This window comes from Sphingomonas sp. FG14 (genome assembly GCF_057809675.1).
Map to the genome: position 1 here is coordinate 702,232 of NZ_JBMDKK010000001.1, position 24,947 is coordinate 727,178.

Genomic DNA, 24,947 nt, shown 5'->3' on the forward strand with positions numbered 1-24,947 from the left:
TCGAAGGATCAGCCGACAATCTCTTCGGGCTTGAAGAAATAGGCGATCTCGATCGCGGCATTCTCGTCGCTGTCCGAGCCATGGACCGAATTGGCTTCGATCGACTCGGCCAGTTCCTTGCGGATCGTGCCGGGTTCGGCGTTCTCGGGGTTGGTGGCGCCCATGATGTCGCGGTTGCGCTGGACGGCGTTTTCGCCTTCCAGCACCTGGACCACGACCGGACCGGAAACCATGAAGCTGACCAGGTCGTTGAAGAAGGGGCGTTCCTTGTGGACCGCGTAGAAACCCTCGGCCTGCTCCTGCGTCATCTGGATGCGCTTCGAAGCGACGACGCGCAGGCCGGCCTCCTCGAGCATCTTGGTGACCGCACCGGTCAGGTTGCGGCGGGTTGCGTCGGGCTTGATGATCGAAAAAGTGCGATTTGCGGCCATGGCCGTCACAGCTCCAATAGTCTGTAGAGTGGGAATGCGCGCCCCTTAGCCGCGAGCGCGCATAACCGCAAGCGGAGCCCTTAGGCCATCCGACTCCATTTGCCGGCTTCGTTCTGCACCCAGTAGCGCCGCTCGACGCCGTCCCGGCCATTGAGCCCTCGCCATGCCGCGCGCGCGGCATCAACCGATTCGGTATCGAAGAAGTGAAACACGCGATCGAAGCCCAGTGCCTCGTCGCGCCAGGCGCCATCGGCCAGCGCGACATTGCGTGCCGCATTTGCCGCGTCGATCGCGCCCGAAATCAGGATCGGCTGCACCGCATCCTCGTCCGCGCCCGCACGCGCATGAGGCAGGAAGGAATCTGGCCGCGCCGTCCACAGCGCGACATCGATGCGGCCCTGTTGCGCTTCGTCCGAGGTCACCACCAGCAGGCGCGCGGCCGAGTCGATCAGCCGCTGCGCGATCGCCGGCAGCACCTGTTCGACCGGCCGTCCGCCAAGCTGGTAGAAATCGACCTGCATCAGCCTTCAAGCGTGTCCGCAACGAACCGGTCGAGCAGGCGCACACCATAGCCGGTCGCCCCCTTCTCCCAGGTCGGCCCCGCCTTGTCGGCCCATACCATGCCGGCGATATCGAGATGCGCCCATTTAACGCCGTCATCGACGAAACGCTGGATGAACTGCGCCGCGGTGATCGATCCGGCGCCGCGCGGTCCGACATTCTTCATGTCGGCGATCGGCGAGTCGATCAGCTTGTTGTAGGCATCGCCCAACGGGAAGCGCCACAGCGGATCGCCCGCCGCCTTGCCCGCCGCGATGAGTTGATCGGCGAGGCCGTCGTCGTTCGCGAAGATGCCACCATGCTCGTTGCCCAGCGCGATGATCATCGCGCCGGTCAGCGTGGCGAGGTCGACGATCGTCTTCGGCGCATATTTGCGCTGCACCCAGGTGATGGCGTCGCAAAGCACCAGCCGGCCTTCGGCATCGGTGTTGATCACTTCGATGGTCTGGCCCGACATCGAGGTGACGACGTCGCCCGGCCGCTGCGCCAGCCCGTCGGGCATATTCTCCACCAGCCCACACACGCCGACGACATGCGCCTTCGCCTTGCGCAGCGCCAGCGCCTTCATCGCGCCCGCGACGGCACCGGCGCCGCCCATGTCCCACTTCATGTCCTCCATGCCCGCGGCAGGCTTGATAGAGATGCCGCCGGTGTCGAATGTCACGCCCTTGCCCACCAATGCGGTCGGCTCTTTTTGCGCACCGTTCGTCCCGTCCCAGCGCAGAACCAGCAGTTGCGGCGCCCGGGCCGAACCTTGCGCCACGCCCAGCAGCGCCCCCATGCCCAGTTTTTCCATGGCGGCGCGGTCGAGCACTTCGATCTCGATGCCCAGATCGGCAAGATGCCGGCAGCGTTCGACGAAGCTTTCCGGATAGATGATGTTCGCGGGCTCGGACACGAGCGTACGCGTGAAGGCCACGCCCTCGGCCACGGCTTCCTGCGTGGTCCATGCTGCTTCGGCGCCATCCGCCGCACCGACGATCACGGCTTCACTGAGGGTCGGCTTCGACTTTTCGGGCAGGCGGGTCCGGTATACATCGTGGCGCCAGCTCCGGAGCACGGTGCCAAGCGCCAATGCCGCCGCATCGGATGCGCGCGACACGCTGCCCGACAGATCGATAACGAGTCGCGTTTCACCCGAGGTCAGCAGGCGCGCGGCCAGCGCACCACCGGCGCGTTCCCATGCCACGCTGTCGTCGCGGTCGCCCAGCCCGAACAGCACGACGCGGCGCGCGCCCTGCCCCTGCGCCACCACCAGTTCGGCGGTTGCTCCCACTTCCCCCTCGAAGCGGGCCGCGACGGCGGCCGCCTTGGCAAGCGCCACGCCCGCCGCATCGAGCCCCGGCAGAGCCGCCGGGAAATCGGCGCCCTTGCGAATGGGGAGAGCCAGCGCGTGGTCACCTTCGGGCTGGGCGGCGGCGAAACGGATGCGGATGGACATAGGGGCCTTTCGCTGAGTTGCGGTGATAAGAAACGAAGTGCCTGTTAGGCCAGTCCGCCGCCTCTGGCAAAAGGCGAAGTGGCGGCGCGGGGCGGCCCCGGTTGCAGCGGGCTTCGTCCGGTGCGATATGCGGCACCCTGTCGCCGGATTGTGGAGCCCAAGTGACGCGTAAGACCTTCCTGCTCTCGGCGGCCCTGCCGTGCGCCTTGCTGGCCTCGCCGGCGAGCGCGCAGGATCTCAAGCCACGGCCCGTATCGCCGCCGCCGCTCCCCGCCGCCGGTCAGACGCCGGCCAATGACGAGGAGATCACCTTCACCGCCGGCAATCTGGAATATGATTCCAACACGCAGGTCGTGACCGCGAGCGGCGACGTGCGTATGTTCCGCGAAGGCAACCGGCTGCGCGCGGACAAGATCGTCTGGAATCGCGACACCGGCAAGGTCATGGCCGAAGGCAATGTCGCCGTCGTCAATCCGGGCGGAGACACCGCCTATGGCGACAAGGTGGACCTGACCGACACGCTGCGCGACGGCGTCGTCGAGAATCTGCTGGTCGTTCTGGACGAGGGTGGCCGGCTGGCCGCGGTCAAGGGATCGCGCAGCGGCGACATCTACAAGCTTGACCGGGCCGCCTACTCACCCTGCCCGATCACCGATGCCGAAGGCTGCCCACGCGAACCGACCTGGAAGATCACCGCAGTCAACGTCACCTACGACGCGGGACGAAAGCGCGTCCGCTACAAGGGTGCGCGGCTGGAACTGTTCGGCATGCCGCTCATTCCGCTGCCCGGCCTTACCCACAGCGTTGGCGATCAGCCGGCGTCGGGCATTCTTGTGCCCGACATCCGGTACGACCGGGTCAACGGCTTCGAGATCGCGTTGCCCTACTACATGCGGCTGGCATCCGACCGCGATCTGACGCTGACACCGCATGTCTATACCAACGCGCTGCCGATGATGGAGGCGCAGTTCCGGGCGCTCACCGATCTCGGCGCCTTCCAGATCACGGGATACGGCACCTATGGGCGGCGCCAGCCCATCCTGCCAGCCGTGCCCGGAACCGCCGGACAGAAGGATTTTCGCGGCTATCTGGACGTCAGCGGAAAGCTGCAGTTCGATCCCTATTGGAGCCTGACCGGTTCCGGAAGACTGGCGAGCGACAAGACCTTCCTGCGGCGCTACGACATCACGCGCGAGGACCGGCTGCGGTCCACGATCAACCTCGAACGAATCGATACCGACAGCTATTTCTCGATCGCTGGCTGGGCGACGCAGACTTTGCGCGCCGGCGGCGTACAGGGTCAGCAGCCGATCGCCTTGCCCGTGATCGACTATCGCCAGCGATTCCGCGAGGGCTTGCTGGGCGGCACATTCGAGATCCAGGGCAATACGCTGTTCCTGACCCGGACCGCCGGCCAGGATACGCAGCGCGCCTTCGCGAGTGCGCGATGGGACCTGCGCAAGTTGACCCCACTCGGCCAGGAAGTGACCTTCACTGCCTTTGCGCGCAGCGACGCCTACCATACCGACGAAGTGCTCAGGACGGTGACGCCCGCCTATCGCGGCGATCCCGGCTGGTCGTTCCGATCGGTCGCCTCATTCGCGGTCGACGTCAAATGGCCTTTTGTAGGCGAGGCTTTCGGCGGCACCCAGCGGCTGACCCCGCGCGTGCAGTTCGTCGCCTCTCCCGTCGAGGGGAATCTCGCCATTCCCAACGAGGATGCGCGCGCCGTCGACCTGGAAGACAGCAACCTGTTCGCGATCAATCGTTTTCCGGGTTATGATCGCTATGAGGACGGCACCCGGGTCACCTATGGCGTGGAATGGTCGCTCGATCGTCCAGGGCTCTCGATCAACACCATCGTCGGCCAGAGCTATCGCCTCTCGGCGCGGCCGGGCCTGTTCCCCGACGGAACCGGCCTGACCAACCGCACATCGGATATCGTCGGCCGCACCACCGTCCGCTTCAAGCGCTTCGTCAGCCTGACGCATCGCTATCGGCTGGACAAGGATAGCCTGGCGATCCGTCGCAACGAGATCGACGCCACCATCGGTGGCCGCAACACCTATGCGATGATCGGCTATCTCCGGCTCGACCGGAATATCGGCCCGCAACTGGAAGATCTGCGCGATCGCGAGGAGATCCGGCTGGGCGGCCGCGTCCAGGTCGCGAAATACTGGTCGGTCTTCGGATCGACCACGATCGACCTGACCGGTGCGCGGGAGGATCCGCTGACCACGGCGGACGGATATGAACCCGTCCGCCATCGCCTGGGCCTCTCCTATGAGGACGAATGCCTTGAACTCGGGGTGACGTGGCGACGCGATTATGCGAACACTGGTGACGCACGTCGCGGTAACACCTATCTGTTGCGGGTAGCTTTCAAGCAATTGGGCCTGTAAGCCCTAGTTCATGCGTCCATCTTTATGGACGTTGGCGGGATTCTTTGGAGATAGCCACAGGATGATGGCAGGTTTTTCCGGCATTGGGCGCATTGCGCGAGCCGGCCTTTTGCTTTCGAGCACGATCGCCGCGGGCGTGGCGGTGGCGCAAACGGTGCGTGACGATGCGAGCGTGCCCAGCGCGCCGCTCAACGTGCCCGCAAATCCGCAATTCTTCGGAAAGACCGAGCCGAACGTCTACAAGGCGACTGCGCGTGTGAACGGCGAAGTCATCACCGCGACCGATGTCGATCAACGGTTGGCGCTGGTGCTGCTCGCAAACCAGGGGTCGAAGATTCCCGACGAGGAGAAGCAACGGCTGCGCGTGCAGGTGCTGCGCAACCTGATCGACGAGACGCTCCAGATCCAGGAAGCCAAGGCCGCAGAGGTCGAGGTGAAAGCCGAGGAAGTCAATCAGCGCTACGCTGCAGTCGCGCAGAACTTCAAGCGCACGCCGCAGCAGATGGCGGAATTCCTGAAAGCCAATGGCTCTTCGGAACGCTCCATAAAGCGTCAGATCGAAGGCGAGCTTGCCTGGAATCGTGTTCTCGGCCGCAAGATCACCCCCTTCGTCAACGTCGCGCAGGAAGAGGTCCAGTCGATCATCGACCGGCTCAACGCCACCAAGGGCAGCGCCGAATATCATATGGGCGAGATTTATCTGTCCAGCACGCCCGAGACGATCAACGAAACCGCAGCCAATGCGCAGCGGATCATGGAGCAGATCCAGCAGGGTGGTTCCTTTGCCGCGTATGCGCGGCAGTTCTCCGAAGCGTCGACCGCCGCCGTCGGCGGCGATCTTGGCTGGCTTCGCGCCGAACAGCTTCCCGGGCCGCTGGCCGAGGCGTCGCAGCGCATGACCGTGGGCCAGGTAGCCGGTCCGATCCAGGTGCCGGGCGGTATCTCGATCCTCGTCAAGATCGACCAGCGCCAGGTGCTGACCGCCGATCCGCGCGACGCCGTGATGAGCCTGAAGCAGGTCGCGATCAGCTTCCCCAAGGGCTCTACACAGGCACAGGCGACACCGCAGGTCGAGAAGTTCGCCACGGCGACGCGTGCGATCAGCGGTTGCGGTACGGTGCAGGCTACAGCGGCGCAGTTCGGCGCGGAAGTCGTCGACAATGATCAGGTGAAGGTCCGCGATCTTCCCCCGCAGCTTCAGGATATCCTGCTCAAGCTCCAGATCGGCCAGGCGACACCGCCCTTTGGCTCGCTTGAGGAAGGTGTGCGCGTGCTGGTGCTGTGCGGACGCGACGATCCCCAGAACGCCAGCGGCCCGTCGTTCGACGCGATCATGGCGCAGATCGAAGAGGAACGGATCAACCGTCGTGCCCGACGCTATCTGCGCGATCTGAGGCGCGACGCGGTCGTCGATTATCAGTGAGAGGACGCGACGCGTGACCCCGCTCGCAATCTCGCTTGGTGATCCGGCAGGAATAGGCCCTGAAATCGCAGCCAAAGCCTGGGCGGAACGCCATGCCCACGGGCTGCATCCCTTCTTTGTCGTCGGCGACGCGCGTTCGGTGTGCGCGGTGTGGGATGGACGGATCGAGCGGATCGGCGATCCCGCCGAAGCGATCGCGGCTTTCGATCGCGGCCTGCCGTTACTCAATATCGAGGACGGCGGAACGATCACGCCGGGCGTGCCCGATGTGGAAGGCGCCCGCTGCTCGCTCGATTCGCTCGAACTCGCGTCAGGACTGGCGCGATCGGGTGCGGCCGGCGCGCTGGTGACCGGCCCGGTTTCGAAGGCGCAGCTCTACGCTATCGGTTTCACTCATCCCGGACAGACCGAGTTCGTGGCGGAGCGCTGTGGCATCGCCAAGGAAAACGCGGTGATGCTGCTCGCCGGGCCGACGCTGAAAGTCGTGCCGATCACCACCCACCTGCCGCTGCGCGCGGTTTCAGACTTGCTGTCGATCGATCTGATCGTCACGCGGTCGGTCGCGACCGCGAAGGGCCTGACACGCAACTTCGGCATTGCCAGTCCTCGGCTCGCCTTTGCTGGTTTCAATCCTCATGCCGGAGAAAATGGCGCGCTGGGCCGGGAAGAAATCGATATCCTGATCCCGGCGATCGAACGGCTGCGCGAATTGGGGATCGACGCCAAGGGGCCGCTTGCCGCTGACACGATGTTTCACCCGCGCGCGCGCGCCGAATATGACGTCGCCATGTGCCTGTATCACGATCAGGCGCTGATCCCGCTCAAGACGCTGCATTTCGACGAAGGCGTCAACATGACGCTCGGCCTGCCCTTTGTCCGCACATCGCCCGATCATGGCACCGCGTTCGCGATCGCGGGGAAGGACAAAGCCGAGCCCGGTGCGATGATCGCGGCGATCAGGATGGCGGCGGAAGCGATGCGTCACCGCGAAGTCTCTCCCCTGTGACGTATCGGACATGAGCGAATTACCGCCGCTGCGCACGGTGATCGCGCGGCACGGCCTGGATGCGAGCAAGGCCCTGGGCCAGAATTTCCTGCTCGACGAACAATTGCTCGATCGGATCGCGCGCATCCCCGGGGCGCTGGCCGGTGAAACCGCCTATGAAGTCGGCCCCGGCCCCGGCGGGCTGACGCGCGCGCTGCTGCGCGCGGACGCCAATGTCGTGGCCGTCGAACGTGATCGCCGCTGCATTCCCGCGCTGGCCGAACTCGAAGCCTGGAAGCCCGGCATGCTGCGCGTGATCGAAGGCGACGCACTGGAAATCGACGAACCCCGAACCGTGCCCGGCGCTCATGTCGTCGCCAACCTGCCCTATAATGTCGGCACGGCGCTGCTTGTACGCTGGCTGACGACGGCGGACTGGGCGCCATGGTGGAAATCGCTGACGCTGATGTTCCAGAAGGAAGTGGCGGAGCGCGTCGTCGCCAAGCCCGGCACCAGCGCCTATGGCCGTCTTGCCGTGCTCAGCCAGTGGCGCAGCGACGCCCGGCTGTCGATGACCGTCCATCGCTCCGCCTTCACGCCGCCGCCCAAGGTGATGTCCGCCGTGGTCCATCTGACACCGCGCGAGGCGCCAACGGGCGTTTCGGTCCGCGCGCTTGAGGTGCTGACCGCCGCCGCATTCGGGCAAAGGCGCAAGATGCTGCGCCAGAGCGTTAAGGGGTTGCCGGGCGCGATCGAGGCGCTCTCGTCAGTGGGCATAGAGGCCACGCGACGAGCCGAGACGCTGAGCGTCGATGAATTCGTCGCTGTCGCGCGCGCCATGCGATCCGATCCCGGTTCATAACAGCAGCGGCCTCGCAGTTTCGGCGGGCAGATCGCTCATCAACGCCTGATCCGCTTCTCCAGAGCCGCGCAGATCGCGCCGCCGGTCCACACAACACTCCCGACACACACGCCAACTCCGCCCAATATGAAAAGCATCGTCTGCCGTTGCATCAAGCCGAGATTGTTCAGGCGATCCGGCAGGATATCCGAGCCGGCAAAGGGCGTTTCCAGGCTCGGATCGAAGATGAACGCGGCATACCCCATGACACACAAACCGAGCATAAACATGATGATGCCAAGGCTTCGCATCATTCCGTGGCCTGTGCCTTGATCTGTCTCCAAAGGACGCGAACTGGCGGTACCGTCGGGCACTTTACCCGCAAAACTATATCCACAAGAGCAAGTGGAGGCGCTGTTTTCGGCATCATTGCCGCACATCGGGCAACTCTTCATCGATATCCCCTCCCCGGCGCGGTCAACACACCGCTTGCGCGACCTTAGCCCGAGCGACAGCGACGCTGGAAGCCCAGTTCTGACCAGAATGGATTGAAATCAGCCAGCCATCAACTCGGACCCAAAGGCCAGTGGCTGAACTCTGAGCAGAAAATAATATTCTAAATCAAAATCTTCAGTTCGATTCCTTCGGTGTCACCACCGGCTTTGGCGTCACCGATTTCACCGTCAGCATCGTCGGCGCGGGTCCCTTTTCGATCGCCGCGGCAAGTTGGCTCTGTTCCGCGCAGCGCGCGACGCACAACTTCTCGATCCGCGCCAGATTCTCACGCGCCTTCTCTACCGCCCCTTTGGCGACCATCGCCTCGCCCTGTCCCGCAAGCGCGTTGAGGTCATTCGGATCGATCTTCAGCGCCTCGCGATAGAAACGAATAGCCTTGCCGTTCAGATCCTGCTTCTTCGCCACGTCCGCCAGCGCGACATAGGCCTGCCGATTGCGCGGATCCGCGACGAGCGCACTTTCGAGCGCGTCGTTGGCACCCTGGAGGTTGCCTGCAGCGGCAAGCGCCTGCCCCTCCTGCAGCAGCGCGAGCGATTGCGGCGAAATCTCGGCATCGGGCCGCTGCCCGCTCACCGCGCTGGAAACGCAGGCAAGCACAAGGGCAAGAGCGCACGTTGCAGGCGTGTAACGCATGATCGTCTCCAATATCGGCGATCGGGTCATGGCTGGTCCGCCCGTGTCAGTCTCGCGACGAAAAATCCGTCGGTGCGATCCCTTGCGGGGGTTAGCATGACCCCATCGCCCCTCATCCGCCCAACATGGGGTATCGGGGTTTCCGCCGTCAAGCAGGAATGGCGGGAAAGCGCGGCCGCAACCTGATCCCGCCCTTCGGCGTCGATCAGGGAACACACGGCATAGACAAGCGATCCGCCGGGCTTGAGCAAAGGCATCGCAAGATCGACGATCCGTGCCTGCAACGCCGTGATCGCATCCAGCCGCTGCGGCGTCAGCCGCCAGCGCGCCTCCGGATTGCGCCGCCATGTGCCGCTGCCCGAACAGGGCGCGTCGACGAGCACGATATCCGCCTGTCCGACCAGGTCAGCCAATGCCGCGCTCTCGTGCCCGCCATCCAACAGCCGGCTCTCGATCCCCGCCGCGCCCGCGCGCTCGGCACGTGGGGCCAGACGATCGAGCCGGGCCTTGACCACATCGCAGGCGATCAATCGCCCTCCACCTGCCATGTCGGCTGCCAAAGCGAGCGTCTTGCCTCCAGCCCCCGCGCACAGATCGACCACGGTCATGCCGGGCGCCGCGCGGCAAGCGAGAGCGATGAGCTGGCTGCCCTCGTCCTGAACTTCGACGGCGCCGGATTGCCAGAGCGGATGTGCTTCCACCGCGAACCCTTCCGGAAGCCTGATGCCGTCCGGCGCATGACCGGTCGCTGCCGCCTGCGGCAGCGCGGCCAGCGCCGCGTCCCGGGTCGATTTCAAGCGATTGACGCGCAAGTCGAGCGGTGCGCGTTCGAGCAGCGCCACCAGTTCGGCCAGATCCGATACCGCCAGTCGATCGACGAGCCAGCCAGGAACCGGCGTGGCGCTGGCGATCGCTTCGCCCGGCGCGATCGGCATCGGCCCATGCGCCGATCCATCGAACAATCCGTGGTCCGCAACGCCGAGCATGGCCGCTCGCCCGGTTTCAGGGCGCTCGCCCGAACGGCGGATCGCCGCATAGACAAGATCGCGCACCGCGCGCCGATCCTTGGATCCCGCATAGCGGCGCGACTTGAAATATCGCGCGATCAACGTGTCCGCCGCCGCGCCACCTTCACGTGCTGCGGCGATGATCTCGTCGAGCAGATCGATCGCTGCCTGGACTCTCGCCTGGGGCGTCATCCTTCGACCTCATTCACCCAACCTGAAAGAGCGTCAGCTCAATCAGGTTTACCGTGTCGGATAGTTGGGCGCCTCACGCGTGATGCTCACGTCGTGGACATGGCTTTCGCGCAGACCCGCATTGGTGATGCGTACGAAACGCGCCCGGCTCTGCAACTCCTCGATCGTCTTCGAGCCAGTATAGCCCATCGCCGCCTTCACGCCGCCGACAAGCTGATGGATAACGTCCTTGGCCGGCCCCTTGAACGGTACCTGCCCCTCGATGCCCTCGGGCACGAGTTTGAGCTGATCCTTGATGTCCTGCTGGAAATAGCGGTCGGCCGATCCACGCGCCATCGCGCCGACCGAACCCATGCCGCGATAGGATTTATAGACACGCCCCTGATACAGGAAGCTTTCGCCCGGCGCTTCCTCGGTCCCCGCGAGCAACGACCCGACCATCACGCTCGATGCGCCGCCCGCCAAGGCCTTGGCAATGTCGCCCGAGGTGCGCAGGCCGCCATCGGCGATCACCGGCACGCCCGACTTGGCGGCTTCCTCCGCCGATTCCATCACAGCGGTCAATTGCGGCACGCCGACGCCGGCGACGACGCGGGTGGTGCAGATCGATCCCGGGCCGATGCCGACCTTGATGCCGTCCGCTCCCGCACCGATCAGCGCGCGCGTCGCTTCAGCTGTAGCGACATTGCCGGCGACGATCTGGACCGAATTGGAGAGCCGCTTGATCCGCTCTACCGCGGCCGAGACCATCTTCGAATGACCATGCGCGGTATCGACGACGATCAGGTCGCACTCCGCGTCGATCAGCGCCTCGGTGCGCTCGAAACCCTTGTCGCCCACCGTCGTCGCCGCCGCCACGCGCAGGCGGCCCGAGCCGTCCTTGGTGGCGTTGGGATAGGTCACCGCCTTTTCGATATCCTTGACGGTGATCAGGCCGACGCAATGATAGGAATCGTCCACCACCAGCAGCTTTTCGATGCGGCGCTGGTGCAGCAGCCGGCGTGCTTCCTCCTGGCTGACGCCCAGCTTCACCGTCGCCAGATTTTCGTGCGTCATCAGCTCGGATACGGGCTGATTGGGATTCTCGGCGAAACGCACGTCACGATGGGTGAGGATGCCAACCAGCCGTCCGCCGGCTTCGACCACTGGAATGCCGGAGATGCGATGGCGCGCCATCAGATCCTGTGCCTCGGCCAGCGGCCGATCGGGCGCGATGGTGATCGGGTTGACGACCATGCCCGATTCGAAGCGCTTCACCGCGCGAACGGCGTCCGCCTGTTCCTCGATGCTCAGATTGCGGTGGAGCACGCCGATCCCGCCAAGCTGCGCCATCACGATCGCCATGTCGGCCTCGGTGACCGTATCCATCGCAGAGGACAGGATCGGGATGTTCAGCCCGATATCACGCGTGATCCGGGTCCGCGTATCCGCCTGACTGGGCAGAACGTCGGATTCACCGGGGCGCAGCAGAACGTCGTCGAAAGTGAGGCCGAGGGCGATATCCATGGTCAGCAGCAGGCTCCGTCGCTGGGGCCGCCCGGAATACATTTCGCCCACCCGCGCGAAACGCGGCAGTGACTGGCGATGAAGGAATCGAGCGGCGCTCTCATGGAGAGCCACTGACAGCTAATCGGTCCGGCGTAAACCCTCCGCCTGCCCGATCAGTCGCCGCGCGGCATCCACATGCATGGATTCGATCATCCGATCTCGGAATCGCACGGCCCCACCATCGAACGCGGCGATCAACGCACGCGCATCCTCCAGTTCCGCTGCGTCAGGCCCGAACAGCCGATTGGCGATCTCGATCTGAGCGGGGTGGATCACCGTCTTGCCGTCGAAGCCGAACGCCCTGCCCTGCCGGCACTCCTCTTCCAGCCCCGCAGGATCGTCCAGCCGGTTCCAGACGCCGTCGAGCGCGATGATGCCTGCGCCGCGCGCCGCCAGCACGATCGTCTGCAACGCGAGCACCAGCCCCTCTCGTCCCGCGCCCGATGGGATGCGGAGTTCCGCCTTCAGGTCGTTGGTGCCGGCGATCAGCCCGGCGACGCCCGGCTGACGCGCGATCGTCGCTGCTGCCTGCACACCGTCCGGAGTCTCGATCATCGCCAGCAAGGGCTTGCCGGACGCCGCCAGCGCCTTCGGCGATTCGACCTTGGGCAAGACCATATAGTCGGCGCGCGAGTGCGCCACTGCATCGAGATCGGCGGTGTGCCATTCGCTGCCGATCGCATTGATCCGTATCGCGACCGGACAACCAAAGCCCGTTTCCACGGCGGCGACAGCAGCGGCGCGCGCCTCGTCCTTGCGATCAGGCGGCACGGCATCCTCGAGATCGAGCATGATCATGTCCGCATCGAGCCCCCGCGCCTTCTCGATCGCACGAGCGTTGGAAGCCGGGAGATAAAGCGCGCTGCGCGGAGAAAATGTCGAATGGGTCATGGCCACGCTCTTCGCCCGATTATGCTTGGCGGGCAAGCGCTGGCGGGGCAGTATCCCGCCATTGGCCTTCGGAGGGGGATGCCGTGGAATATTTCCTGCTTTTTCTCATTGTCATGGTCGTCGCGTTCGTCGTCGCGGGCGTCACGGTGGTCCGGCAGGGCTATCAATATACGATCGAGCGGTTCGGCCGCTTCACCCATGTCGCGCATCCCGGCTTCAACCTGATCGTGCCGTTCGTCGATCGGGTCGGCCGCAAGGTCAACATGATGGAACAGGTGCTCGACATTCCGGGCCAGGAGATCATCACGAAGGACAATGCGATGGTCGCGGTCGACGGCGTCGTGTTCTTCCAGGTGCTGGAGCCCGCCAAGGCTGCCTATGAGGTCTCCGAACTCTATGTCGCGATCCTCCAATTGACCACGACCAACCTGCGCACGGTGATGGGATCGATGGACCTGGACGAGCTGCTGTCCAAGCGCGACGAGATCAACGCCCGCCTGCTCAACGTCGTCGATCACGCGACCGGCCCCTGGGGCATCAAGATCACGCGCGTCGAGGTGAAGGATATCCGCCCGCCTCAGGATATTTCGAATGCAATGGCGCGCCAGATGAAGGCTGAGCGCGAGAAACGCGCCGCGATCCTCGAATCCGAAGGACTGCGCGCATCCGAGATCCTGCGCGCCGAAGGCGAGAAACAGGCGCAGATCCTGCAGGCGGAGGGCCGGCGCGAAGCCGCGTTCCGCGATGCCGAGGCGCGCGAGCGCGAGGCGGAGGCCGAAGCCAAGGCGACGCAGATGGTGTCGGATGCGATCGCCAACGGCAATGCGCAGGCGATCAATTATTTCATCGCGCAGAAATATGTCGAGGCTGTGGGGCAATTCGCCACCTCCCCCAATGCCAAGACCATCCTGTTCCCGGTGGAAGCGACGCAGTTGATCGGCACGCTGGGCGGCATCGGCGAACTGGCGAAGGACGCGCTGGGCGGCAATACCACCCCGCCTGCGGCACCGCCCCCGCCGGCGACACGCAAGCGGCCCGGGCCGTTCGAACAACAGGGCTGAAGGGGTCGGCGCGATGATGGACGTCTTTCCGCTGGAACCGCAATGGGTATGGCTGATCCTGGCGGCGATACTCGGCACGGCCGAAATCATACTGCCAGGCTTCTTCCTGTTGTGGATCGGCGGCGCCGCCCTGCTCACCGGCATCGCGACGCTGATCTTCGGCCTGAACGAACCGGCGCAGTTCGCGGCATTCGCGGTGCTCGCGATCGTCGCGGTCTTCGCCGGGCGGCGCTGGTTCGCGCTCAACCCGATCGAAAGCGCCGATCCGTTGCTCAACGATCGCGCCGCCAGGCTGGTCGGAGAGATCGTGACCGCCGTCGAGCCTTTCGAATCGGGTATCGGCCGCGTCCGGGTCGGCGATGGCGTCTGGAGCGCGAAGGGCGGCGATTTCGCACAAGGCGCACGGCTGCGCGTGACCGGGGTGGATCGCGGCATCCTGCTCGTCGAGCCCATCGCCTGACGCCCTATCGTTACCCATCGATATCGAGACCACGGAGTCGCGTACAATGACGACCGAATTTTCCCGCCGCGACATGCTCGCCGGCACCGCCGCCATCGGCGCGCTGGCCATGTTTCCGGCCGATGCACACGCGCAATCCGGCGATGCGGCGGCAAACGCGCTGCTCGATTCGATCGCGGAGAATCTGCTGCGGCTCAATCCCGAGTCCGCGACCTCGTTGGGCATCGACAAAGGCGCGCGCGCCGCGCTCCACTCCCAACTCATGGACAGGTCCCAGGCGGGTCAACAGCGCATCGCGGACCAGGCGCGCGCCGATCTCGCCCGGCTCGACAGGATCGATGCGGCCACACTCTCGCATGGGACGCGCACCAGCATCGACGTCGTGCGCAGCGCGTTCAGGCTCGCATTGGATGGTTTCGCGCAGCCCTATGGCGACGTGGCGGTCGGCGGCTGGCGGAATACGCCTTATGTCGTGATCCAGAATGTCGGCGCCTATCTAGACACCCCCCGGTTCCTCGACAGCGAGCACCAGATCGCCGACGCCGGGGATGCGGAAGCCTATATCGCACGACTGGAAAGCTATCCGAACCAGCTCGACGGCGAACTGGCGCGACTGAAGGCGGCAGGCGCAAAGGGCCTGGTCGCCCCGTCCTTCCTGATCGACAAGGCGCTGGGCCAGCTTCGGCTTGCCGCCAAGGGCGCGCGCGAGGGCGGCGGGCTGGTCGCATCGATCGAACGGCGTACGGGCTCGATCCCGGGGGATTGGGCGGCGCGCGCGCGCCGGATCGCGGTCGAACGCGTAGCCCCCGCGCTCGATCGCCAGATCGCGGAGCTTACCGCACAGCGCGCGCGTGCCACCGCCGACGCCGGCATGTGGGCCCGTCCGGAGGGCGCCGCCTTTTATGCCTGGTCATTGCGTGCGGCGACCACGACACGGATGACACCCGAAGAGGTCCACCAGATGGGCCTCGACGAACTGCGGACATTACAGGGCGAAATGGACGGCATCCTGCGCGGCCTGGGCTACAGCAAGGGCAGTGTGGGCGAGCGCATGACCGCATTGGGCAAGGATCCGCGCTTCCTCTTTCCCGAGGGAGATCCGGGCAGGGCCGAGATCATGGCCTTCATCCAGCAGCATCTCGCCACCATCCGCGCCAGGATGCCTCAGGCATTCAACACATTGGTGCGCGGCAATGTCGAGGTGAAGCGCCTGCCGCCCGAGGAGGAGCCCGGCGCGCCCGGTGCCTATGGCGGCCCCGGATCGATCGACGGCACCGTGCCAGGCAAATTCTGGATCAACCTGCACACGACCGGCCTGCACAATCGCTACAGCCTGCCGACCTTGACGCATCACGAGGCGATCCCCGGCCATGTCTGGCAGGGTGAATATGCCTATAAACTGCCGCTGATCCGCTCGATCCTCGCATTCAACGCCTATTCGGAAGGCTGGGCGCTCTATGCTGAGCAACTGGCGGCCGAACTCGGTGTCTATGCCGATGACCCTGTCGGCCGGCTCGGTTACCTCCAGTCGATCGCTTTCCGCGCCTGCCGGCTGGTCGTCGATACCGGCCTTCACGCCAAGCGCTGGACGCGCGAGCAGGCGGTCAAATGGTTCTCGGAGACCAACGGCTCGTCCATCGACGAAGTGTCGAGCGAAGTCGACCGCTATTGTTCCTGGCCGGGCCAGGCCTGCGGCTACAAGGTTGGGCATAGCGAGATCAACCGCCAGCGCCGCCGCGCCGAAGCAGCGCTCGGCAAGGCCTATGACTTCAAGGCATTCAACGACACCGTGGTGCTGGGTGGCAATGTTCCGCTCGACGTGCTGGCGACCAATGTCGACGCCTATATCAAGGACAAGAGATCATGATCCTGCGCCGCTGGAGGGGCCTGATCCGCACGGCGGAGCGAGACGCCTATCGGACGTATATCGAGGGAACGGGCGGTACCGACTATACCTCGACCCCCGGCAATCTCGGCTTCCAGATGCTGTTTCGCGATCTGGGCGACGGCACCAGCGAAGTGACGACGCTGAGCTGGTGGCGTTCGCTCGACGATATCCGGGGCTTCGCGGGCGACGACATCACCATCGCCCGCTATTATCCCGACGACGATCATTATCTGCTCGATCGCCCCTTGCACGTCGAGCATCACGACGTGGCCGCGAGCAGCCTCTCGCTGCCCTGATCAGCTTTTTCCGCCGAAAAAGCCCTTGGCCAAGTCGGTCAGATCGTCGATCGCGCTGCCGTCGCCATCCTTATCGAGAAAACCGGTGACCTGACCAAACAGGTCGCCATTAGGATCGAGCCCCAGTTTCTCCAGCGCACCGGTGCCGCCCAATTCGGCCAGCACGCCCTGCAGCTTTTCCAGCGACAATCCATGCTCACCGGCCGCGTCGGCAATCGCCTGGGTCTGGCCCACGCCACCCTGCAAATTCGCCCCGATCGTTTCGGTGACCGACCGGATCTGGTCGGGGGAGACCCCGAAACGCGCGCCCAGTTCTTCGAGATTTGCGCCCAGGCCATCCAATATGCCGCTCATCGATCGTCTCCTTATTGGTTGATCGAGGTTAAGCCCGATCGGGAGAGCCGTCACCTGCAAAAGGATCAACCGACAAAGGCGCGCTCGATAACATAATGCCCCGGTGCCGCGTTCGAGCCTTCCGAGAAACCAAGCCCCTCGAAGCGCGCGGCAAGATCGCGGATCATCGCCATCGAACCGCACATCATGATCCGGTCGGTCTGGGGATCGAGTATGCGCGGGCCGGTGCAGCGGCCGCCGAACAGCCCGCCATTGTCGATCAGGGCATCTATGCGGCCCATCGTGTGGAAAGTCTCGCGCGTCACCGTCGGCACATATTCGAGCTGGAGCAGCGCCTGGTCCTGTACGAGCGGATCGCCGGCGAGCTGACTTTCCAGTTCCTGGCGGAATGCAAGATCGCTGATGCTCCGCACCGAATGAACGAGCACGATCTGGCCGAAGCGGTCGTAGAGATCGGGATCGCGGATCAGGCTGAGGAACGGCGCAAGGCCGGTACCGGTCGAAAGCAGGAACAGCCGGCTGCCGGGGAGCAGTGCATCCGCGACGAGGGTGCCAGTCGGCTTTCGCCCAAGGAAAAGTCGATCGCCCGGCTGGATCTGCTGGAGGCGCGAGGTCAACGGGCCATCAAGCACCTTGATCGACAGGAACTCCAGCTCGTCGGCATAAGATGGGCTGGCGATCGAATAGGCACGCAGCAGCGGCCGCCCTTCTCCCGGCAGCCCGATCATAACGAACTCGCCGGAACGGAAGCGGAAGCTGGGCGGGCGCGTGATCGTGAAGCTGAACAGATGCGCGTTCCAATGACGCACCGAACGCACCTCTTCAACGGTCAGCGCTGTCGAAGGTGCCAGCATTTCGGGTTTGCGATCGCTCATCGTGTTTCACTCGCGGTAGAATGGGGTGTTTCAGGGATCAGTCCGGCATCAGCCAGGCGCATGGCGAGCGCGGTCAGGGCAGTCAGCAGCGGCGCCACGCTGTCTTCGTCGACAATCAGGCCGAGCGTTTCGGTGACGCGATCGGGCGTATCGTCTCGCATCGCGCGGAACAGGCCGAGCATCAGCGCTTCGTCCTCGCGCACGCGGCCACAGGGCAACGGCGCGAACGAGATCGGATGATGCGCGTGACGCGCCAGCACTGTCATCGCCATCGCGAAATGCGGCAGCGCTTCGATCATGCCCCATTTGACGAAAGCCGGCCCGAGCGCCGCTGCAGGGCAGCGCCCCTCGCCATAGGTCGCCAGCCAGGACCGCATCGACCAGATCAGGAAGCGGCCGCCACGGTCGAGCGATGTCACGCGCCGATCGACGAAATCATACATGTCCACCTGCCGTTTAATTGCGACTGAATATCAATAGCAGCAGTTAATCGGACGCGGCGGATGCGTCAACCGCCCTTCTCCCATTCCGGCAATGGCTCGAGATCCGGCGCGACGAATGCCCGTCGCGCCGCGACGGAGAACAGCAGATCTCTCGAATAATGGTTGAGCGGCCAATCCCGCATACCGCGCGGCGAGACCAGCAATGCGTTGACCGATTCGACCAGTCGCTCACCCGGCGGGCGTTCGGCGAGATGTACACGGACGGCGGCGATAAAGGCCTGGGTGATGGTCTCGTGATAGCCCTGATGATCGTCATTCACGCCGCCGACGCTTTCATTGTAACGGCGAATGATGACGGGCAGGTCACGTTCGGGCAGCAGATCCGCCCGGTCGCGGACGATATGGAGGCAGGCGGCCAGATGCGCCTCGTGCGTCCATTCCGGACGCGGCAGCGTGCACGCGATCAGGCCGTCGCCCACATGGACGACGGCGGCATCGGTTTCGAACAGTCGGATTTCATGGTCGGTCATTTCGGGCTTCCTTGCGGAATGGCCCGGAATGACCGGGCCGGATCAGGCGGCGGGTTCGAGGGCCAGCGGCGCGGCTTGCCTCACACCGTCATCGACATGGCTTTCGAATTGCTCGAAATTGTCGATGAACTGGCGAACCAGCTTTTGTGCGGTGGCGTCGTAGGCGTCCTTGTCCGCCCAGGTCGAGCGCGGATCGAGGATCGTGCTGTCGACACCCGGCACGGCGATGGGCACCTGGAAACCGAAATTGGGATCGGTGCGGAACTCGGCGTCGTTCAGGCTGCCGTCGAGCGCGGCATTGAGCAGCGCGCGCGTCGCCTTGATCGGCATGCGGTTGCCGGTGCCATAGGACCCGCCGGTCCAGCCGGTGTTGACCAGCCAGCAATCGACATTGCCCTTCGCGATCCGCTCCTTGAGCAGATTGCCGTAGACCGACGGGTGACGCGGCATGAACGGTGCGCCAAAGCAGGTGGAGAAGGTGGCGGTCGGTTCGGTCACGCCGATCTCGGTGCCGGCGACACGCGCGGTATAACCCGACAGGAAGTGGTACATCGCCTGATCGGGCGTCAGCTTCGCGATCGGCGGCAGCACGCCGTAAGCGTCCGCCGTAAGCATCACGATGTTGCGCGGCACCGGCCCCATATTCTGCTCGGACGCATTGGGAATGAATTCGATCGGATACGAACCGCGGCTGTTTTCGGCCAGGCTGTCGTCGTCCAGATCGATCTCACGCGAGACCGGATCTATCACGACATTTTCGAGCACGGTACCGAAACGCTTGGTCGTCGCGAAGATTTCGGGCTCCGCCTCGGGCGAGAGCCGGATCATCTTGGCATAGCAGCCGCCTTCGAAATTGAAGACCGCCGTGTCCGACCAGCCATGCTCGTCGTCGCCGATCAGCGTGCGCGAGGCGTCGGCCGAAAGCGTCGTCTTGCCCGTGCCCGACAGGCCGAAGAACACCGCCGTATCGCCCTTAGGGCCGATATTGGCGGAACAGTGCATCGGCATGATGCCATCGACGGGCAGCTTGTAGTTGAGGATGCCGAACACCGACTTCTTCATCTCACCGGCATAGGCGGTGCCGCCGATCAGGATCAGTTTCTCGGTGAAATTGACCGCGATCACGGTTTCCGAACGGCAGCCATGGCGCTCCGGATCCGCACGGAAGCTCGGCAGGTCGATGATCGTGAATTCGGGCACGAAGCCGCTGAGCGACTCGGCGCCAGGACGCACCAGCAGGGTGCGGATGAACAGGCTGTGCCAGGCGAATTCGGTGACGACGCGCACGTTCACGCGATGTTCGGGCTGCGAACCACCGAACAGATCCTGGACGAACAGCGTTTCCTTGGCGTCGACGGCAGCGAGAAAATCCGCCTTCAGCGCCGCGAAATGCTCGGGCGTCATGCCGCGATTGGTGTCGCCCCACCACACCGTGGCTTCGGTCTCGGCATCCCTGACAATGAACTTGTCCTTGGCCGAACGCCCCGTATGCTTGCCGGTCTCGACGACCAGCGGACCATCCTTGGCAAGAACGCCCTCACCACGGCGGACAGCCAATTCGACCAGCGGCGCGGTACCCAGATTCCAATGGAGTTGGGCGCCCGTCCTGATCCCCTGTGCATCGAGCGAGAATTCGGGGGTGCGGTCGGTCAACGCGTGTCTCCTGATACGATAATGCCGCGCCCGTTATCCGGGCGCCGGCGGTCAATGCCCCGCGCATATCGGCTGTGGATGGCAGGGTCAAACACCGGCCGGCATGACAACGCAGTCATGTGCGATTTGCGGGACGACGCGGCTTGCTCTACACCGCGACCGGCTGAATCCTGACGGGTCAGGGGCCAGGGAGTCTGTTCTGGAATGTCCGCCACGATCGCGCTCGTCGATGACGATCGGAATATCCTGACTTCGGTGTCGATCGCGTTGCAGGCCGAAGGCTTCGTCACGCGCCTCTACACCGATGGTGAGAACGCGTTGAAGGCGCTCACCGAAAACCCGCCGGACCTTTGCGTGTTCGATATCAAGATGCCCAAGATGGACGGGCTCGAACTGCTTCGACGGCTGCGCGAGAAAAGCAATGTTCCGGTAATCTTCCTGACGTCGAAAGATGACGAACTGGATGAAGCGCTGGGCCTTGCGATGGGTGCCGACGATTATATCGCGAAGCCATTCTCTCAGCGTCTGCTGATCGCGCGGATCCGCGCGATCCTGCGGCGGACGGAACTGGCGGCACAGCCACAGGGCGATGAGGAAGAGCCCGCCGAAATGCTCGTGCGCGGCCGGCTGGAGATGGATCCGGCGCGCCACCGTGTCGTCTGGGCCAGCCGCGAAGTCACGCTGACCGTGACCGAGTTCCTGATCCTCGAATCGCTCGCCCGTCGCCCCGGCGTGGTCAAGTCGCGCGACCAGTTGATGGATGCCGCCTATCAGGAAGACATGTATGTCGATGATCGCACCATCGACAGCCATATCAAGCGCCTGCGCCGCAAGTTCCGCCAGGTAGACGACGCATTCGACGCCATCGATACACTCTACGGCCGTGGCTACCGATTTACCGAGGAATAGCGAGGGCGACCTGTCGCTCGTCTGGTCGGGTCGGCTGTCGCTGACCCGCCGGATCCTTGCGGTCAACATCTTCGCGCTCGCCCTGCTCGCGGGCGGCTTCTTCTATCTCGACAGCTATCGCGCCCGGTTGGTCGACAGCCGCCGCGAACAGATCTCGCGAGAGATCGAACTGATGGCGCGCGCGCTCGACATCGCGCGGCCCGCTGATCGCGATAGCCTGCTGCTGTCGTTGGCGCGCGAAGGCAATGGCCGGCTGCGGCTTTACGCGCCAAACGGCGCCTTGGTCGCCGATAGCTGGGCGCTCGGTAGCCCCAATTACACATTGCGCGATCCCGATGCGGAACCATGGGAGCGCCATGCCGCCCGCTTCCTCGATCGCGCGATCGATGCGGTGGCCGGCGCCGACCGCCCCGCCCCCTATGTCGAACCGCGCCCCGACAATGGCCTGGCCTGGCGCGAGATCGCCAGCGCAAACGCCAACCGCGGCGCCGATACGGCGGTGCGACTGGCCCCCGACCGCACGCTGATGATCTCCGCCGCTATCCCCCTGCCCCATGCCGAGCGCGGCACCTTGCTCTATGTCGAGAATGCGCGCGACATCACGCGGATCGTGCGGGCCGAGCGCTTCCGCCTGGGGGTGGTGATCGCGGTGGTCGCGTTGGTATCGGTGCTGCTTTCGTTGTTCCTGGCGCGCACCATCGTTCGGCCACTCAGGCGACTGGCCTGGGCGGCGGTCCGCGTCCGGCTAGGACGTGCGCGCGACGTGGAAGTCCCCCGCCTGCCATCGCGCCGCGACGAGATTGGCATGCTCGCGCGTGCGCTTGCCGATATGAGCCATGCACTCAACATGCGGATCGACGCGATCGAGGCATTCGCCGCCGATGTGACGCATGAGCTCAAGAACCCGCTCGCCTCGCTGCGGTCCGCGGTCGAAGGCTTGCAGACCGTCAAGGATCCCGCGCTCCAGGCCCAATTGCTGGCGATCGTGCAAGACGATGTCCTGCGGCTCGATCGGCTGATCACGGACGTGGCCGAAGCGTCACGGCTTGATGCGCAACTGTCGCGCGCCGCGTTCGAACCCGTGGACCTGGGCATCCTGATCGAAACCATCCTGAAGAGCCGCGAGGCGCGCGGCACTGATGGCGCCATTCCGATCGCCTTCGCACGACCGCGCAAGGGCAGCGCAATCGTGCGCGGCGACGGGTCGAAGCTGGCGCGTGTCGTCGAGAACCTGCTCGACAACGCGGTCTCCTTTTCGCCACCGGGCGGGCTGGTGCGGATCGACGCCACCCATTCGGGCGAACATATCCTGATTTCGGTCGAGGACGAGGGGCCGGGCGTACCTGAAAGCGCGCGCGAGACGATCTTCCGCCGATTCCACAGCGATCGCCCGGAAGATGACGGCTTCGGGCGCCATTCCGGACTTGGGCTCTCGATAGCCAATACGATCGTGGAAGGGCATAGTGGCACGATCATCGTCCAGGACCGGCCCGATTCCGGCCCGGGCGCGCGTTTCGTCGTCACCCTGCCTGCCGTGGAGACTCCGGCTTGACCCCGCTCTCGACCGAATTGCTCCATGCCTCGACCGTCGCGATCGCCGGCCGCGCCGTGCTGATCGAAGGAGTGTCAGGATCGGGGAAATCCGATCTGGCATTACGACTGATCGATCGCGGCGCCGAACTGGTGAGCGACGATTATACGCTGGTGAAGCGGCTGCCGCAGGGCCTGGCCGCGGCCGCCGCACCCAATATAGCGGGCAAGATCGAAGTGCGCGGCATCGGCATCGTCGAGCTGCCCTATCGTGAAGATATGCCGATCGCACTGTTCGTATCCCTGAGCGCACCGCCCGAACGGCTACCGGAGCCGGGGCGCAGTCGCTCGATCATGGGCGTGGAGATACCATGTATGGTTCTCGCAGGGCTGGAAGCATCGGCACCGATCAAGGTGGAACTGGCGCTCCAGCAGATTGGCGCGAACCGATGAACGATCCCGCGCGCCCGAAACGCATATTGCTTGTCACCGGCATGTCCGGCGCGGGCAAATCGACGGTGATGAATTGCCTGGAGGATATGGGCTGGGAAGGCGTCGAGAATCTGCCGCTCGGCCTGCTCGACCGGCTGCTTGCCGCCCCCCAGGCGCTCGACGCTCAGGGCGACGACAGACCGCTGGCGCTGGGCATCGATAGTCGAACGCGCGGTTTCGATCCCGATCGGATCATCATGCGCATCAGGCAATTGCGCGAACTGCACGGCCACGACGTCGAGACGCTTTTCCTCGATTGCGCGGGGACGGAACTGGAACGCCGATTCTCCGAGACGCGCCGCCGACATCCCATGGCGCAGGACCGACCGGTTTCCGACGGAATCGCGCGCGAGCGCGAATTGATGGGGCCGCTGCGCCATTGGGCGGAACATGTCATCGACACGACCGAGACGCTTTCCAACGAACTGCAGCAACAGGTCCGCGCCCGATTCGGCGGCGCCCGACCGGAAGAACCGACGATCACCGTGATGTCCTTCGGCTATTCGCGCGGCGTTCCGCGCAGCGCCGATCTGTTGTTCGACATGCGATTCCTGCGCAATCCGCATTGGGATCTGGCGCTGCGCCCAAAAACCGGCCTGGATGAGGCAGTGGGCGCCTATGTCGCCAAGGATCCGGCATATGATCAGGCGCTGCGGCAGATCGAATCGCTGCTCCTTCTCCTCCTGCCCCGCTATGCGCAGGAAGGAAAATCCTATCTTACCATTGCCTTCGGCTGCACGGGCGGGCGCCATCGTTCCGTTCATGTCGCTGAGCGTGTGGCGGCAAGGTTGCGCTATGCGGGTTTTTCCCTCACGGTCGCCCACCGCGATCTGGCCTCTAAACCGCTGGACGCGATGGAGGGAGCGCCGAAAGCAGGCTCATGAATTTCAGAAGCAGGTCTGGATAGATGATCGGATTGGTGTTGGTTACCCATGGGCTTCTCGCGAAGGAGTTCGTGGTCGCCATGGAGCATGTCGTCGGGCCGCAGGAGGCGATTCAGCCAATCTGCATCGGCCCGGACGATGACATGGATCTGCGCCGCAAGGATATTGCGCGCGCGATCGCGGAGGTCGATCGCGGCCATGGTGTGATCCTGCTGACCGACCTGTTCGGCGGCACGCCATCGAACCTGGCCATTTCGCTGATGAAGACGGGTCACACCGAAGTGATCGCCGGCGTCAACCTGCCGATGCTGATTCGACTCGAGGGGGCAAGACGGACGATGAAGGTCAAGGATGCGGTGGCGGCCGCGCGCGAGGCGGGCCGCAAATATATCAGCGTTGCTTCCGAAGTGCTGGGCGAATCGGTGTGACCGCGATCGCGCGCACGGTGCTGATCACCAACCGTCGCGGACTGCACGCACGCGCCAGCGCCAAGTTCGTAACGCTAGCCAGCCAGCAGAGCGCCTCGGTAGAGGTTGAGAAGGACGGATCGGCCGTCACCGGCACGTCGATCATGGGCCTGATGATGCTGGGCGCCGCCATGGGCGACAGCGTCACCATCCGCGCCAGGGGCGACGGCGCGGAAAAGGCGGTGCAGTTGCTCGCCGAACTCGTCGAAGCGAAGTTCGGCGAAGACTGACGGC

The 24,947-nt window shown here is 64.6% G+C and carries 27 protein-coding genes; 14 read left to right on the forward strand and 13 right to left on the reverse strand.

Annotated features, from left to right (window positions below; all coding sequences use genetic code 11):
• Positions 1–8: 8 nt before the first annotated feature.
• The 3 genes from ndk to ACODTA_RS03235 form a co-directional block, all read right to left on the reverse strand.
• Positions 9–431, reverse strand: coding sequence for a nucleoside-diphosphate kinase (gene ndk, locus ACODTA_RS03225; RefSeq protein WP_222988444.1), 423 nt, complete (start codon positions 429–431; stop codon positions 9–11).
• Positions 432–511: 80 nt separating this feature from the next.
• Positions 512–952 (reverse strand): DNA polymerase III subunit chi, encoded by a 441-nt coding sequence (locus ACODTA_RS03230; RefSeq protein ID WP_489064362.1) that lies wholly within the window; start codon positions 950–952, stop codon positions 512–514.
• Positions 952–2,427, reverse strand: a complete 1,476-nt coding sequence (locus ACODTA_RS03235; RefSeq protein ID WP_489065382.1) for a leucyl aminopeptidase — start codon at positions 2,425–2,427, stop codon at positions 952–954. Before ACODTA_RS03235 ends, ACODTA_RS03230 begins: the two co-directional genes overlap by 1 nt.
• Positions 2,428–2,594: 167 nt before the next feature.
• Here ACODTA_RS03235 and ACODTA_RS03240 point away from each other — a divergent pair, with 167 nt between their 5' ends.
• The 4 genes from ACODTA_RS03240 to rsmA all read left to right on the forward strand — a co-directional run bounded on the left by ACODTA_RS03240 (position 2,595) and on the right by rsmA (position 8,105).
• The gene (locus ACODTA_RS03240; protein WP_489064363.1) at positions 2,595–4,835 is read left to right on the forward strand and encodes an LPS-assembly protein LptD; all 2,241 of its coding nucleotides are present in this window, start codon (positions 2,595–2,597) and stop codon (positions 4,833–4,835) included.
• 61 nt (positions 4,836–4,896) lie between these two features.
• Entirely contained in the window at positions 4,897–6,258 is a 1,362-nt protein-coding gene (locus tag ACODTA_RS03245) for a peptidylprolyl isomerase (RefSeq protein ID WP_489064364.1), read from the forward strand.
• 13 nt (positions 6,259–6,271) lie between these two features.
• Positions 6,272–7,264: a 4-hydroxythreonine-4-phosphate dehydrogenase PdxA gene (pdxA, locus tag ACODTA_RS03250; protein WP_489064365.1), complete on the forward strand. Its 993-nt coding sequence runs from the start codon at positions 6,272–6,274 to the stop codon at positions 7,262–7,264.
• 10 nt (positions 7,265–7,274) lie between these two features.
• On the forward strand, positions 7,275–8,105 hold the full coding sequence (rsmA, locus tag ACODTA_RS03255) for a 16S rRNA (adenine(1518)-N(6)/adenine(1519)-N(6))-dimethyltransferase RsmA (protein ID WP_489064366.1): 831 nt from the start codon (positions 7,275–7,277) through the stop codon (positions 8,103–8,105).
• A gap of 38 nt (positions 8,106–8,143) precedes the next feature.
• On the opposite strand, the gene ACODTA_RS03260 is transcribed toward rsmA, so the two are convergent.
• From ACODTA_RS03260 to ACODTA_RS03280, 5 genes are all read right to left on the reverse strand, one after another.
• Positions 8,144–8,539, reverse strand: coding sequence for a hypothetical protein (locus ACODTA_RS03260; protein ID WP_489064367.1), 396 nt, complete (start codon positions 8,537–8,539; stop codon positions 8,144–8,146).
• Between the two features lie 175 nt (positions 8,540–8,714).
• The gene (locus ACODTA_RS03265) at positions 8,715–9,233 is read right to left on the reverse strand and encodes a tetratricopeptide repeat protein (protein WP_489064368.1); all 519 of its coding nucleotides are present in this window, start codon (positions 9,231–9,233) and stop codon (positions 8,715–8,717) included.
• Positions 9,234–9,259: 26 nt separating this feature from the next.
• Positions 9,260–10,432: an RsmB/NOP family class I SAM-dependent RNA methyltransferase gene (locus tag ACODTA_RS03270; protein WP_489064369.1), complete on the reverse strand. Its 1,173-nt coding sequence runs from the start codon at positions 10,430–10,432 to the stop codon at positions 9,260–9,262.
• Positions 10,433–10,480: 48 nt separating this feature from the next.
• Positions 10,481–11,938 carry an IMP dehydrogenase gene (gene guaB, locus ACODTA_RS03275; protein WP_489064370.1) on the reverse strand — a complete coding sequence of 486 codons (1,458 nt, stop codon included), beginning with the start codon at positions 11,936–11,938 and terminating at the stop codon, positions 10,481–10,483.
• A gap of 120 nt (positions 11,939–12,058) precedes the next feature.
• Positions 12,059–12,871: an HpcH/HpaI aldolase/citrate lyase family protein gene (locus ACODTA_RS03280; protein WP_489064371.1), complete on the reverse strand. Its 813-nt coding sequence runs from the start codon at positions 12,869–12,871 to the stop codon at positions 12,059–12,061.
• A gap of 113 nt (positions 12,872–12,984) precedes the next feature.
• On the opposite strand from ACODTA_RS03280, the gene ACODTA_RS03285 reads away from it, so the two are divergent.
• Genes ACODTA_RS03285 through ACODTA_RS03300 form a run of 4 tightly spaced genes read left to right on the forward strand, consistent with a single transcriptional unit; the run spans position 12,985 to position 16,576 of the window.
• Positions 12,985–13,932 (forward strand): SPFH domain-containing protein, encoded by a 948-nt coding sequence (locus tag ACODTA_RS03285; RefSeq protein WP_489064372.1) that lies wholly within the window; start codon positions 12,985–12,987, stop codon positions 13,930–13,932.
• A 13-nt stretch (positions 13,933–13,945) separates the two neighbouring features.
• Positions 13,946–14,392, forward strand: coding sequence for an NfeD family protein (locus ACODTA_RS03290; protein ID WP_489064373.1), 447 nt, complete (start codon positions 13,946–13,948; stop codon positions 14,390–14,392).
• A gap of 46 nt (positions 14,393–14,438) precedes the next feature.
• Entirely contained in the window at positions 14,439–16,259 is a 1,821-nt protein-coding gene (locus tag ACODTA_RS03295) for a DUF885 domain-containing protein (RefSeq protein WP_489064374.1), read from the forward strand.
• A complete protein-coding gene (locus ACODTA_RS03300; RefSeq protein WP_489064375.1) occupies positions 16,256–16,576 on the forward strand; it encodes a hypothetical protein in 321 nt (106 codons plus the stop codon). The genes ACODTA_RS03295 and ACODTA_RS03300 overlap by 4 nt, the downstream gene beginning before the upstream one ends.
• On the opposite strand, the gene ACODTA_RS03305 is transcribed toward ACODTA_RS03300, so the two are convergent.
• The 5 genes from ACODTA_RS03305 to ACODTA_RS03325 form a co-directional block, all read right to left on the reverse strand.
• Positions 16,577–16,930, reverse strand: coding sequence for a hypothetical protein (locus tag ACODTA_RS03305; RefSeq protein ID WP_489064376.1), 354 nt, complete (start codon positions 16,928–16,930; stop codon positions 16,577–16,579).
• A gap of 65 nt (positions 16,931–16,995) precedes the next feature.
• Positions 16,996–17,805, reverse strand: a complete 810-nt coding sequence (locus ACODTA_RS03310) for a ferredoxin--NADP reductase (RefSeq protein WP_489064377.1) — start codon at positions 17,803–17,805, stop codon at positions 16,996–16,998.
• On the reverse strand, positions 17,802–18,248 hold the full coding sequence (locus ACODTA_RS03315; protein WP_489064378.1) for a hypothetical protein: 447 nt from the start codon (positions 18,246–18,248) through the stop codon (positions 17,802–17,804). Before ACODTA_RS03315 ends, ACODTA_RS03310 begins: the two co-directional genes overlap by 4 nt.
• Positions 18,249–18,313: 65 nt before the next feature.
• A complete protein-coding gene (locus ACODTA_RS03320) occupies positions 18,314–18,778 on the reverse strand; it encodes a hypothetical protein (RefSeq protein WP_489064379.1) in 465 nt (154 codons plus the stop codon).
• Positions 18,779–18,820: 42 nt separating this feature from the next.
• Positions 18,821–20,431, reverse strand: coding sequence for a phosphoenolpyruvate carboxykinase (locus ACODTA_RS03325; RefSeq protein ID WP_489064380.1), 1,611 nt, complete (start codon positions 20,429–20,431; stop codon positions 18,821–18,823).
• 204 nt (positions 20,432–20,635) lie between these two features.
• On the opposite strand from ACODTA_RS03325, the gene ACODTA_RS03330 reads away from it, so the two are divergent.
• Genes ACODTA_RS03330 through ACODTA_RS03355 form a run of 6 tightly spaced genes read left to right on the forward strand, consistent with a single transcriptional unit; the run spans position 20,636 to position 24,943 of the window.
• The gene (locus ACODTA_RS03330; protein WP_489064381.1) at positions 20,636–21,340 is read left to right on the forward strand and encodes a response regulator transcription factor; all 705 of its coding nucleotides are present in this window, start codon (positions 20,636–20,638) and stop codon (positions 21,338–21,340) included.
• A complete protein-coding gene (locus ACODTA_RS03335) occupies positions 21,315–22,892 on the forward strand; it encodes a sensor histidine kinase (protein ID WP_489064382.1) in 1,578 nt (525 codons plus the stop codon). Before ACODTA_RS03330 ends, ACODTA_RS03335 begins: the two co-directional genes overlap by 26 nt.
• A complete protein-coding gene (locus tag ACODTA_RS03340; RefSeq protein ID WP_489064383.1) occupies positions 22,889–23,323 on the forward strand; it encodes an HPr kinase/phosphorylase in 435 nt (144 codons plus the stop codon). Before ACODTA_RS03335 ends, ACODTA_RS03340 begins: the two co-directional genes overlap by 4 nt.
• Positions 23,320–24,246, forward strand: a complete 927-nt coding sequence (gene rapZ / locus ACODTA_RS03345; protein WP_489064384.1) for an RNase adapter RapZ — start codon at positions 23,320–23,322, stop codon at positions 24,244–24,246. The genes ACODTA_RS03340 and rapZ overlap by 4 nt, the downstream gene beginning before the upstream one ends.
• A gap of 23 nt (positions 24,247–24,269) precedes the next feature.
• The gene (locus tag ACODTA_RS03350) at positions 24,270–24,674 is read left to right on the forward strand and encodes a PTS sugar transporter subunit IIA (protein WP_222988423.1); all 405 of its coding nucleotides are present in this window, start codon (positions 24,270–24,272) and stop codon (positions 24,672–24,674) included.
• Entirely contained in the window at positions 24,671–24,943 is a 273-nt protein-coding gene (locus tag ACODTA_RS03355) for an HPr family phosphocarrier protein (RefSeq protein ID WP_222988422.1), read from the forward strand. The genes ACODTA_RS03350 and ACODTA_RS03355 overlap by 4 nt, the downstream gene beginning before the upstream one ends.
• The last annotated feature ends 4 nt before the right edge of the window (positions 24,944–24,947 follow it).